The organism is Cupriavidus phytohabitans (assembly GCF_000426345.1).
Classification (GTDB): domain Bacteria; phylum Pseudomonadota; class Gammaproteobacteria; order Burkholderiales; family Burkholderiaceae; genus Cupriavidus.
The window spans coordinates 24,657-36,193 of sequence record NZ_AUFE01000054.1 but is presented as its reverse complement, the minus strand read 5'-3'; the positions used below and the strand labels follow the sequence as shown (position 1 = coordinate 36,193).

Sequence of the window (11,537 nt, the reverse complement as noted above, 5' to 3'; positions counted from 1 at the left end):
AAAGGCCATATCCGCATGGGCCCGCCTCGTAGACGATGCGGATCCGGCGCGCTTTAGACTGCAGGCGCTTGCACAGGCGATCGATATCGGCCTTCGAGGTACCGATCCTGCCAAGCAGTTCGACCTCGCCCGCGCCGAGTGCGTAAGCGACCGTGATCGAGTCCTTATGGACGTCCAAGCCGACATACAGCGTGCTATCGTGTTCCATGCTGGCCTCCGCGCTGGAAATCGCCTGGGTGTGGCACTGTCCACACCGTGCGGCTCTGGCAGTCATGCTAACCCGCGTTTGATTCCTCGCGGCAGGCCAGCCTTTTGCCCCACCCTAGGGGAGTCATACTGACTAATTCGTGCTTCTCGTCAGGGCAGTCCAGCAAATTCCGGTTTTAAGACGGCCGAGCGGCGACGGAATTAGCTGTTAAGTCATTGATTTCCGGAGAACGCAGTCTGACGAACTCCGGTTCCTCACAGTTGTGCAGCAAACCGGAATTGGCTGGACTACGTACCGTCTAGCCGGACGAGAAATGAAATCCGGAAGTCGCTGAGCTGGCGTCTATGGCGCATGAAATCCTATTCGTTCCCGTCGGGATCGCCGCGCATCATCATGTTCGCTTGGCGGCGCAAGATCGAGACGAATTTCAGCAGCGTCTTGTCCTGTCCGCCGCGTCTCCAGACGACCCCCACTGGGCCGAACGAACCCGCGTCCGTCGTGCTGGAGCGGATCGGCCGCGCAGATGCCGACGATTTCTACAGCGGTGAAATCGCGTCCGCCATCCTCGGACAAAAAAGGCACTACGGAAGTGACTCGATTTGATATCAGTTGTCAGAAATATCTAATTCGTCTATTTCTACGGCCGCCGTTTCTTGCGGTTGTTCCCTTGATCCGGGGAGGTGGACCGGGGAGGTGGACCGTGGACGAGTACCTTGGCGAAATCCGGCTGTGCGCGTTCGGCTTCGCGCCCACGGGCTGGGCCCTCTGCAACGGGGCATTGCTGCCGATTGCGCAGAAGCGAGCCGCACGAGAACATGCAGCGATACATGGCGCCGCTGGTCTGTATCGCGCTCACTGGTGAGTTTCCGCTGCGCGCCTGGCCGGCGTGCCACGCGCTCTTTTCCTACCCCGGAAGAGTAATGGCGATGCGCGCGACGCGATCCTATATTGGCCCCGGGTGCGCGGCGCGCAGGCCTGCCGCGGCACCGTTGCACGGATGGCGGGAGACCTCATCGCGCGCCGCCACGTTCCTTCCATCCGTCAAACAAGCACAACGGCGGCTGAGTGTTGCAGGGGTGAGTTCCCGTTGCTTCATGACCTTCCTGAATGTCCAAATCCGAGGGGTAACACCATGAATGCTCCAACCGTCAGTGCATACGACTTTTCTTCGCCCGGCGCTGTGCAGGTCAATGCCGGCGCCCCGCGCATCATCCTGGGCGCCAGCACGGTCCACGTACTGGCCTGGGTTTATGTGAACAGCGCGGGTCTGCCCGATAACCAGAAGGTGTTCTCGCTGGGCCAGTCGCTGGTGCTTGGCATCGGCACAGCGGGCAACGACGCGCCGCTGCTCTATCCAGAGGTCTGGGACAACGCCGGCAACCACTACACCTTCGTGGCCGGAGAGATCCCGACTGACCAGTGGAGCCTGGTTGAAATGATCTGGACGCAAGGGCAGAGCCTGGCCGGCTATGTCAACGGCGTACAGGTCCAGTCTGTGCCGGTATCCGGCAATCCGCTGCAGGCACCTAATGGCAACGGTACCTCCTACATCGGCGCGTTCTGGGACGGCGAGTCGTTCCCGTTCTCAGGCATGGTGCAGTCCGTGCTGCTGACCAACGGCGCCGACTACACCGCCACGCAGGGCTTTGCCGTGCAGCCGCCGCAAGCCATCAGCAACTGGGGTCCCAGCGGCGCCGTGCTGATCGGCGGCGCCAGCGTCGTCGCGCTCGATTTGCCGCCGTCGACCCCGTACGCGGCCCCCAGCCAGCCCCCTTCGCCTACCTACGTCAATGAGCCGATGCCTGGCAGCGTGGCCGCCAACGCGCCGTTCAGCATGGTCGTTCCCGGTGACAGCAGCACCTATACCATCCTCACCGTCAACCAGGCATGGGTGCAGCTATGCGAGCTCACCGGCCAGCCCGGCGTCAATACCGGCTATGAAGTCGACGTGACCACCGGCGTCAGCGTGTCCGACAGTGAAACGCAAACGCTGGGCGTGAGCCTGGGATTGGAATCGGGGTTCGATATCGGGCTGTTCAGCGCCAAGGTGAACCTGACGCTGTCGTACTCCGATTCGTTCACCGAGGAACTGTCGATCACCGAGCAGACTACGATCGGCAAGCACTTCGAGATCGATAACCCGGTCCAGACCACCACTGGCGTTTGGTGGCAGGCGGTGCCGACGCTGACCACGTTCCAGGTGGTCAATAACGCGAACACCCTTGGCGCCAGCGTCACCGACCCGCTGCCGGATATCGCCGCCACCGTGTATCCGCCGTCGAGCCAGGGCACGCTGAAGACGCTGGCCGCTCCGCTGACCGGCAAGACACCCGAGCAGCCATCGTTGCGCACGTAGCGCGCGTAGCGCACCACTCGGTCAGGCGGCTGGCCGTTCAGCGGCCGCCTCCCGCAGCGTCCATAGCGGCGGCAGTTGCGCGACCGGCGGCACGGTGTGGGCGATTGCGCTCACCGCGTGCCGGCCTTCCACACCGGTCTTGTCGTAGATGACGCGCGCATGGACCTTTACGGTTTCGACGCTGACGCCAAGGATGGCCGCGATGTCTTCGTTCGACTTGCCCTGCGCCAGCCAGCCGCAGACCTCAAGCTGGCGCGGCGTCAGCGCCGGAAACGCGAGCCGCAGCCGCTGCGCGGGCCCGAGACGGGCGACGGTGCGCTGCTGCGCTTGGCGGTAGCAGCGCAACACATGGGGACGCAGCGCCTGCAGGCGCTCGCGATCGCCGTCGCTGAACGGCGGGCTGCCCGCTACGCGCAGGCCGGCCACCGTGACCACATACCCATCGTGTTGCATCACCACCGCCATCAGCCGGTGCAGCCGTGACGGCAACCAGACCTCGCGCGCGACCGGTAGCGCCATGAACTCGTCATGGCTGAACACATCGGATTCGCGCAGCGCGCATTCGCCAAAGAACGCCGGGTCGTATTCCCAGAATGGATGGCCCTGCATGTGCCTGCCGGCGAAAGCCTGCGCCCATGCGGCGCGCATGCCGGGGTCGCCTTGCTCTGACAACAGCGCGCGGCACTCCCCGCTGGCCTGGTGCAGTTCGGTATAGCCAGACAGGTCGCAGTCGGTCAGCGCCGCTACGCTTTCGAACAGAAGCGCCGGCAGCTCATGGAGGTCGGGCTCGTGCTCGTATAACCGGATCACTTCATCCCGGAATGCCTGCTGCTTGTGGTCCTCGGACTTCAGGGCGCTAGGTGGGGGACGCATCCTGGCCTTTCGCCTGCGCGGAGCAGGTCATGGCAATGGAAGGAAACGGCGATGTCGATTGTAGCGTTGCGAAGCCGCTTTGCGCTTATATGGCGCTCAACGTCCGGTGTGAGCGCCACGTTCTGGCACCTGCTGATTTTCTACGTGGGCGCGATCGCCGTCCTGCTGATGATCTCAACTACATCGCGCTGGTGTTCGTCGCCGCGGTGCTCGCATGCATCGCCATCCTGCCGGATATGCGCATGTCGTTGCTGGTCTCGGTGGTATGGGTGGGCATTGTGTACGTGGCATACCGGTTCTACACGCGGGACGAGAAGGCCGCGCTCCGGAATCTCGCCAGCAATCCCTGAGCGTCCGTACCGGATCGGCACAGCCGTTGCAGCCCGATATTTGCGCCGCCGGGAAAGCCGGCGGCGCAAATCAGGCTCAAGAATGACCCTCGCAAAGGATTTCGCCGCGAACGGCAACATCCCACGTCACCATGCAAATACCAATTGATGAGCGCCGCGCGGTCGCCCTTTCCGGCTTCATACAGCGCCTCACCTGGCCGGTTATCCGAGCCAGCGCGACGAGCGACGAAGAAGCGTTCCTCGTACGCGAGGCATTTGATGCGATTGGGAAGGCTCTCGTCCTTGGGCGTATCGCTTCACCACCCCGGCATTGCACTACTGCGACAACGTCTCCGCCAGCGCCCGGAACGCGCGGAACGTGATCGGGTTGTTGGCAGCGTTCCCCGCCACCGGGTGCGACGCATAGCGGACGATGGTCAGCTCGGCCTTGGGATCGATGTAGATGCGCTGCCCATGGATGCCGGCAGCCTGGAACATGCCGTGGCTGTCATGGGACACCCACCACATGTCGCGGTAGCTCCAGCCCGGCAGCACGGCGCCGCTGCCCGAGCGTGCGAACTGCCCGCGGTCGCCGCCGCGGCGGATATCGGCCACGACCGACGCAGGGATGATCTGCTTGCCATTGAAGCGCCCGTTGCCGCGGATGATCTCACCAAAGCGCGCGAGGTCGCGCAGCGTGGTGTTCAGGCCGCCGCCGCCAGCTTCCGTGCCGATGCTGTCGACCGTGAAGTAGGCATCCTGCTCGGCGCCCATCGGCTGCCAGATCCGTTCCGACAGCAGCCTGGCCAGCGACTGGCCCGAAGCGCGGCGCACGATCCACGCGAGCACCTCGGCATTCACCGTCTTGTAGGCAAAGACATCGTCGTGTCCGCCTTCCTTCTGCAGCGTCTTCAGGAAGTCGTAGAACGTTCCCGGCCCGTTGTATCCGGCAGGCCGGGCGAGCATGCCGCCGGCGCGCGCATAATCCCAGACCTCGGCCTTTGGATTGGCATAGTCCTCCGAGTAGCGGACGCCGACGGTCATGTCCATCACCTGGCGCACCGTGGCATCGCCGTAGGCGGTGCCGGCCATTTCCGGCAGGTAGCGCGTGACGGGCGCCGCCGGATCGAGCTTGCCGTCGGCGGCCAGCATCGCCGCCAGCGTGCCGACGAAGGACTTCGTCACCGACATGGCGATATGGGGCGTGTGGCCGTCCAGTACGCCGAAGTAGCGCTCATAGACGACCTTGCCCTTGTGCATGACCAGGATGCCGTCGGTATAGGTCAGCGCCAGCATCTCTTCGAAGGTGCGCTGCGTGCCGTCCGCATCGGTGAACAGCACCCGGCCGATATCGCGCTCTGCGCGCGGCAGCGGGCTGGGCGGGCCGCTGCCGCGCCAGACCGACGCGGTCGGCACCAGTTCGCGGATATGCGAGAACAGCCAGCGATTGCGCGGGAATTTCTCGGCGCCCGGCGCGTGGGTGATCTGCTTCTCGGGCGGCGGCGGAAAGCCTTGCATCCAGCCGAGCCGCACCGGGTCGCTGTCCAGCGCGGCGACCAGGGCAGGCGCCGCGGGCGCGGCGCCGCGGCCCGCGTCCTGGCTCCAGGCCGGCAAGGCGGCGGCACACAGGGCGCCGCATGCAATGGCGCGCCATCGGCGGCGCGTCCGGGTATGGGTATTGGGTTCCATGTCGTCTCCTCGTTGTTTTATGGCCTTGCCGTTTTCGCTCCCCTGCCCCTGCTAGCCGCCGGCCGGCGGCTCGACACCGCGCTGATGCGCCTCGAGCACCGCGGTCAGCTTGCCGATGCACCGGTCCAGCGTCTGGACTTCGGCTTCGGTCAGGACCGACAGGAACATCCTTTCCAGGACATCGCCGCGCTGGTAGGTCTGCGCCACCAGTTCCGCGCCGGCCGGGGTCAGGAACAGGTTCAGTTGCCGGGCATCGGCCGCGCCTACCTCACGGCGCAGCAAGCCCCGCTTCGCCAGCGCGGTGACCAGCTTGGAAGTCACCGTCTTCTCCAGCAGCACCAGTTCGATCAGCCGCGTCAGCGTCAGGCCGGGCTCCAGCCCGGCAAAACGCAGCACGCGCAACTCCCTCAGGCCGATGCCGAATTCCCGCTCATAGAAGCCGGAGGCAGAGTCCTTGGTCATTTCGCAAAGGCGGTTGAGCCGGAACGTCAGGTATTCCAGGATCGAACCGGTCGCAGTGGTGGCAGAGTCGTGCATCAGGGCAGAAGGCTTCCGGGTGGCCAACAGATTCTAATGGCAATAGTTGCTACTAGCAACCAATTGGGCGCAGTAACTGCTGCGCGGTCCGCGCGCGCAGGCTAACAAGGAATCATGTGAGGAAAAAGCCCGTCGCGCTTCGTCCTGACGGGCCCGTGGGCAGCCGGGCAGTTAGCCGGCATGCCGCCTGGCCTGCCACTGTCAGTCGAGCAGGTGGCCCATGCGCGTGCGCTTGGTCGCCAGGTACTTTTCATTCTCGGCGTTGGACGGCACGATGTGCCGCAGCTGCTCGTTGACCTTGATGCCGGCTTTTTCGAGCGCGGCGGCCTTGAGCGGGTTATTGCTCATCAGCCGCACCGACGTGACGCCCCACTGGTGCAGCAGGTCGGCCGCAAAGGCGTAGTTGCGTGCGTCGATGGCCTGGCCCAGCGCCAGGTTGGCGTCGACGGTATCCAGCCCCCCGTCCTGCAGGCGGTAGGCGCGGATCTTCTCCGCCAGGCCGATGCCACGACCTTCGTGGCCGCGCAGGTAGAGCAGGATGCCGCGGCCTTCGGCCGCGATCTTTTCCATGGCCAGTTCCAGTTGCGGGCCGCAGTCGCAGCGGCAGGAACCGAAGACATCTCCGGTCAGGCATTCGGAATGCATGCGGATCAGCACGTCCTCGCCAACCACCTCGCCCACACTGAGAGCCAGATGCTCAATGCCTGAGTGGGCGCCCTTGAAGGCGTGTGCCGTGAAGTCACCAAATCGGGTCGGCAGGCGTGCCGAATCGATCAGCTCAATTTCTGTGTCGTTCATACCGGAATTCTTTTCAATGGGTGCGGGGCGGCCCGGCACCGCCGACATTATGAGCGGAATTGTGCGTTCGCGCTTGATTCGGCCATGGAATACACCGTTGCGGGCCGTCGGCATATTCCTAAAGCAAGGCGCGCGACAGACTTTTGCAGCCAGGGCAAAGTGATGCGCGCGGCATAGCAAGCTGGCTACGCCGGCTGGGCGGCTCAGGGTTCGACGGAGGGCTCGCGCTTCAGCGTGCGCAGCACAAAGGTCGAGCGGCTGTGGCGCAGCCCAGGCAGCTTGTACAGCTTGTGCCGCAGGAACTCCTCATAGCCTTGCGTGCCGGCCACGGCGACCTTGATCAGGTAGTCGTAGTCGCCGGTCAGCAGGTAGGCTTCCATCACTTCCGGCAGTTCGGCAAGTGCCTGGCCGAAGCGGTACAGCATGTCGTCGTCGTGGCGCTCCAGCGTGACTTCGATCAGGACCGTATCCGGCAATCCCAGCGCCTTCTGGTTCAGCAGGGCCGCGTAGCCTTCGATGACCCCGCTTTCCTCGAGTGCGCGCACCCGGTTCCAGCAGGGTGTGGCGGAGAGGCCGACCTGCTCGGCCAGTTTCGCGTTGGACAGGCGGCCGTCGCGGCGGAGTTCGCGCAGGATGCGGCGGTCAGTGTCATCGAGCCTGGGAGGTTGTACCATGGTCTATTGTTTTTATGGACGAAACATCTCCATTTTATTCCATAAGAAGTCGTTTCTTCTCCATTTTTAACAATATTGGAGAAAATAAAGAAGCTCATTTTGCGCTCCGGCTGGTAAATTAACCTCATCAGAAGACCTGCCGGAAACGCCACATGCCAGCCACCTTCCCTCCCACCCTGCGCCTTTCCCTGCAACTCGACGGCACCGACCCATTCGGTGCGATGGAGTGGGTGTTTGCCAGCGCCCGCCGAACCGGGCTGGTGCCAGAACAATTGCGCTTCGACTCGACCGGCTTCGAATCAACCGGTCAGCCAGTGCTCCATGCAACCCTGACCGCGGCCGATGCCAGCCTGCTCTGGCTGTTCCTGCGCCGGCTGGAAAGCGGCATCGACATGGCGGTGCTGGACGCAGACGTCGACGATCCGGAGGGCGAAGCGCAAAGCGAGCTGACTCCCGCACCGCGCGCCGCCATCCCGAAGGTCGGCAGCGACGCCGCATTGGCGCTGCCTGCCTAGCGGGCCGCGCTAAGCTGGAAGCAGTTCGATGCCGTCGAGCTGCGCCGCGCACGTATCCCGCACGATCGCGACAAAGTCCGCCACATAAGGCCGGAGCGCCAGCGGCGCCGGCACCGTGGCATAGAGCTCGCTCCACAGCCCCCTGGGGCCGATCCGCTTGGCCAGCACGTAGTCGTGGTCGACATAGTTCTTCACGCCCCAGTTTGGCAATGCGGCCACGCCGCGCCGGCTCGCCACCAGTTGCAGCACGGCCACCGTCAGCTCCGCGGTGCGCCGCTGCAGCCGGATGCCGGCGGGCTCCAGCACCTCGCGGATCAGGTCGATGCGCTGCTCCGGCACCGGATAGGTGATCAGCGTCTCGCCGGCCAGGTCGGCGGCCTCGATGCGGCGCTTGTTGCGCAGCCGGTGCTCGTTGGCGATGACCGCCAGGATCTCGAAGCGGAACAGCGGCGCGACGTCGAGCCCGCGCCGGACCGCCGGCTGCGAGCCGATCACCATGTCGGCGCGGCCTTCGCTGAGCAGCGAGATCGGGTCGGCATGGAAGCCCGCCACCAGGTCCACCTCCACCTCGGGCCAGCGGCGGCGGAATTCATCCATCACCGGCATCAGCCAGTCGAAGCAGGTATGGCACTCCAGCACCACGCGCAGTTCGCCGCGGGTATCGCCCTTGAGCCGTTCGATATCGCGGTCGGCCGCGCTGACCGCGGCCAGCACCTCGCGCGCGAGTGCCAGCAGGCGTTCGCCCGCCGGCGTGAAGCGCAGCCCCTGCCGGGTCCGGTCGAACAGCGGCAGGCCGTAGTGCGCCTCGATGGCCTTGATCTGGTGTGACAGCGCCGACTGGCTGACATGCACACGCTCGGCCGCGGTGGCGAGCTTGCCGGATTCGGCAATGGCAATCAGCGAACGAAAATGGCGGACCTCGATCATGCGCGGTCCGGCACGCGGGCCTGCCCCGCCGTCGTATGAAATTGATTCATATATTGTTTAAAACTTGTCGCTTGATTCATTTTATGGGCAAACCGACACTGTGTGCCAGTCATCTTCCGGAGCAAGTTCCCCATGGCACGCACCCATATCCTCGGCTTTCCCCGCATCGGCGAACGCCGCGAACTGAAATTCGCCCAGGAGGCCTTCTGGCGCGGTGAAAGCAGCGAAGCCGCGCTGCGCGAAGTGGCCGCGCAGCTGCGCAGCCGCCACTGGCAATTGCAGGCCGAGCGCGGCCTGGACACCGTCGCCACCGGCGACTTCGCCTGGTATGACCAGATGCTCAGCCTGACCGCGCTGCTCGGCGCCGTGCCGCGCCGCTTCGGTTTCGACCCGGCGCAGCTGACGCTGACGCAGTATTTCGAGCTGGCGCGCGGCAACCGCGAGCAGCCGGCAATGGAAATGACCAAGTGGTTCGACACCAACTACCACTACCTGGTCCCCGAGCTGGATAGCGACACCACCTTCGACGGCGGCCCGGCCTGGTTCTTCGAGGAAGCCGATGAAGCGCTGGCGCAAGGCCTGCGCGCGCGCCCCGTTCTGGTGGGCCCGGTCACCTACCTGTGGCTGTCCAAGAGCCACGTGGCCGGCTTCGACCGACTCTCGCTGCTGCCGCAGCTGGTGCAGGCCTACCGCCGCATCCTTGGCCAGCTGAAGGCGCGCGGCATCGAGTGGGTCCAGGTCGACGAGCCCGCGCTGTGCCTGGACCTGGAGCCCGCATGGCTCGACGCCTTCGACAGCGCCTACGAAGGCCTGCGCGACGCGGGCCCGAAGCTGCTGCTGGCGACGTACTTCGACACCGCCGCCGACCACGCCGCACGCGCCGCCGCGCTGCCGGTCGACGGCTTCCATATCGACCTGGTGCGCGCGCCGGATCAGCTGGCTGCATGGCAGGCCGCGCTGCCGGCGCATGCCGTGCTGTCCGCCGGCGTGATCGACGGCCGCAATGTCTGGCGCACCGACCTGCGCCGCGTGCTCGACACGCTGCGCCCCGTGCAGGCGGCGCTCGGCGAGCGCCTGTGGCTGGCACCGTCCTGCTCGCTGCTGCATGTGCCGGTGTCGCTGGCGCATGAAGCGCGCCTCGATGCCGAACTGAAGTCGTGGCTCGCCTTCGCCACCGAGAAGCTCGACGAGCTGCAGGTGCTGGCACGCGCGCTCAACGAAGGCGATGCCGCCGTCGCCGCGCAGCTGGCGGCCTCCGACGCGGTGCAGGCGTCGCGCCGGCAATCGCGCCGCGTGGTCAACCCGCGCGTGCAGCAACGCCTGGCCAGCGTCACCGCCGACATGTCTCGCCGTGCCACCCCGTTCGCGCAGCGCATCGAGCGCCAGCGCGAGTCGCTGCAGCTGCCGCTGCTGCCGACCACCACCATCGGCTCGTTCCCGCAGACCGCGGCCATCCGCCAGACTCGTGCGGCGTTCAAGCGCGGCGACATCGGCGCGCTGGAGTACCTGGAACGCATCCGCGCCGAAATCGCGCTGGCCGTGCGCAAGCAGGAAGAACTGGGCCTGGACGTGCTGGTCCACGGCGAGGCCGAGCGCAACGACATGGTCGAATATTTCGGCGAGCAGCTGTGCGGCTATGGCTTTACCGGGAACGGCTGGGTGCAGAGCTATGGCTCGCGCTGCGTCAAGCCGCCGGTGATCTACGGCGATGTGTACCGGCCGGAGCCGATGACGGTGGACACCACCCGCTACGCGCAATCGCTGACCGAGCGGCCGATGAAGGGCATGCTCACCGGTCCGATCACCATGCTGCAATGGTCATTCGTGCGCGACGACCAGCCGCGCGCCACCACCGCACGCCAGCTCGCGCTGGCCATCCGCGACGAGGTGTGCGACCTGGAACAGGCCGGCATCCGCGTGATCCAGATCGACGAACCCGCGCTGCGCGAAGGCCTGCCGCTGCGCCGCGGCGACTGGGACGCCTACCTGGACTGGGCAGTCACCGCTTTCCGCCTGTCGGCCAGCGGCGTCAAGGACCAGACCCAGATCCACACGCATATGTGCTACGCCGAGTTCAACGACATCCTGCCGTCGATCGCGGCGCTGGACGCCGACGTGATCACCATCGAGACCTCGCGCTCGGCGATGGAGCTGCTGGAAGGCTTCGGCGACTTCGACTACCCGAACGAGATCGGGCCCGGCGTCTATGACATCCACTCGCCGCGCGTGCCGTCGGTGCAAGCGATGGAGCGGCTGCTCGACCGTGCCTGCGAGGTGGTGCCGCCGCGGCGCCTGTGGGTCAACCCTGACTGCGGCCTGAAGACGCGCGCCTGGGAAGAGACCGAGGCGGCGCTGGCCAACATGGTCAGTGCAGCGCGCGCGCTGCGCGCGCGCTGGACCAGCCCCGGCGCGATGGCGTGGAAGCGGGTCGCCAAGCCGGCCGGCCATGTCGGTGCGGCGCCTGCCGGCGGCACCGCTTGCACCGGGTGCGCGACGCACGCGCACTGAGCGAACGCGCGCGTCATCGCCGAAAACAGCCGCCGGCAAGAAGAAGGCCGCATGCCCATCAGATATACCCAAGATCCGGGAGCGCAATTCCTTCGGCAATGACCCGCGCGACATCAAGGGGGG

The 11,537-nt window shown here is 65.6% G+C and carries 12 protein-coding genes and 2 pseudogenes; 7 read left to right on the top strand and 7 right to left on the bottom strand.

Annotated elements, in window-relative coordinates:
- Positions 1–208 (bottom strand): annotated as a pseudogene (locus K309_RS0126935) (IS110 family transposase); the annotation flags it as partial.
- A gap of 351 nt (positions 209–559) precedes the next feature.
- Here K309_RS0126935 and K309_RS0126930 point away from each other — a divergent pair.
- The 3 genes and pseudogenes from K309_RS0126930 (at position 560) to K309_RS0126925 (ending at position 2,564) form a co-directional block, all read left to right on the top strand.
- A complete protein-coding gene (locus K309_RS0126930) occupies positions 560–811 on the top strand; it encodes a hypothetical protein (protein ID WP_029049265.1) in 252 nt (83 codons plus the stop codon).
- Between the two features lie 97 nt (positions 812–908).
- Positions 909–1,013, top strand: a pseudogene (locus K309_RS43180) (tail fiber protein); the annotation flags it as partial.
- A 327-nt stretch (positions 1,014–1,340) separates the two neighbouring features.
- Positions 1,341–2,564: a LamG-like jellyroll fold domain-containing protein gene (locus K309_RS0126925; protein ID WP_029049264.1), complete on the top strand. Its 1,224-nt coding sequence runs from the start codon at positions 1,341–1,343 to the stop codon at positions 2,562–2,564.
- A gap of 21 nt (positions 2,565–2,585) precedes the next feature.
- On the opposite strand, the gene K309_RS0126920 is transcribed toward K309_RS0126925, so the two are convergent.
- The gene (locus K309_RS0126920) at positions 2,586–3,437 is read right to left on the bottom strand and encodes a helix-turn-helix transcriptional regulator (RefSeq protein ID WP_051320628.1); all 852 of its coding nucleotides are present in this window, start codon (positions 3,435–3,437) and stop codon (positions 2,586–2,588) included.
- Between the two features lie 29 nt (positions 3,438–3,466).
- Between K309_RS0126920 and K309_RS43175 the strand changes: the two genes are divergently transcribed.
- Entirely contained in the window at positions 3,467–3,787 is a 321-nt protein-coding gene (locus tag K309_RS43175) for a hypothetical protein (RefSeq protein WP_029049262.1), read from the top strand.
- A gap of 131 nt (positions 3,788–3,918) precedes the next feature.
- Complete coding sequence (locus tag K309_RS44350; RefSeq protein WP_500784381.1) at positions 3,919–4,149, top strand: DUF7706 family protein; 231 nt, start codon at positions 3,919–3,921, stop codon at positions 4,147–4,149.
- Here K309_RS44350 and K309_RS0126910 read toward each other — a convergent pair.
- The 4 genes from K309_RS0126910 to K309_RS0126895 form a co-directional block, all read right to left on the bottom strand.
- On the bottom strand, positions 4,103–5,455 hold the full coding sequence (locus K309_RS0126910; RefSeq protein ID WP_029049261.1) for a serine hydrolase domain-containing protein: 1,353 nt from the start codon (positions 5,453–5,455) through the stop codon (positions 4,103–4,105). The two genes, K309_RS44350 and K309_RS0126910, sit on opposite strands and share 47 nt — an antisense overlap.
- A 51-nt stretch (positions 5,456–5,506) precedes the next feature.
- Entirely contained in the window at positions 5,507–5,992 is a 486-nt protein-coding gene (locus K309_RS0126905) for a MarR family winged helix-turn-helix transcriptional regulator (RefSeq protein WP_029049260.1), read from the bottom strand.
- 201 nt (positions 5,993–6,193) lie between these two features.
- Positions 6,194–6,790 carry a GTP cyclohydrolase II gene (ribA, locus tag K309_RS0126900; protein ID WP_029049259.1) on the bottom strand — a complete coding sequence of 199 codons (597 nt, stop codon included), beginning with the start codon at positions 6,788–6,790 and terminating at the stop codon, positions 6,194–6,196.
- Between the two features lie 203 nt (positions 6,791–6,993).
- The gene (locus K309_RS0126895; RefSeq protein ID WP_029049258.1) at positions 6,994–7,464 is read right to left on the bottom strand and encodes an Lrp/AsnC family transcriptional regulator; all 471 of its coding nucleotides are present in this window, start codon (positions 7,462–7,464) and stop codon (positions 6,994–6,996) included.
- A gap of 152 nt (positions 7,465–7,616) precedes the next feature.
- Here K309_RS0126895 and K309_RS0126890 point away from each other — a divergent pair, with 152 nt between their 5' ends.
- Positions 7,617–7,979 carry a hypothetical protein gene (locus K309_RS0126890; protein WP_029049257.1) on the top strand — a complete coding sequence of 121 codons (363 nt, stop codon included), beginning with the start codon at positions 7,617–7,619 and terminating at the stop codon, positions 7,977–7,979.
- Positions 7,980–7,988: 9 nt separating this feature from the next.
- Here K309_RS0126890 and K309_RS0126885 read toward each other — a convergent pair whose 3' ends face one another.
- Positions 7,989–8,906 carry a LysR family transcriptional regulator gene (locus K309_RS0126885; protein WP_029049256.1) on the bottom strand — a complete coding sequence of 306 codons (918 nt, stop codon included), beginning with the start codon at positions 8,904–8,906 and terminating at the stop codon, positions 7,989–7,991.
- Between the two features lie 132 nt (positions 8,907–9,038).
- Here K309_RS0126885 and metE point away from each other — a divergent pair, with 132 nt between their 5' ends.
- Entirely contained in the window at positions 9,039–11,414 is a 2,376-nt protein-coding gene (gene metE / locus K309_RS0126880) for a 5-methyltetrahydropteroyltriglutamate--homocysteine S-methyltransferase (protein WP_029049255.1), read from the top strand.
- Positions 11,415–11,537: the final 123 nt, after the last annotated feature.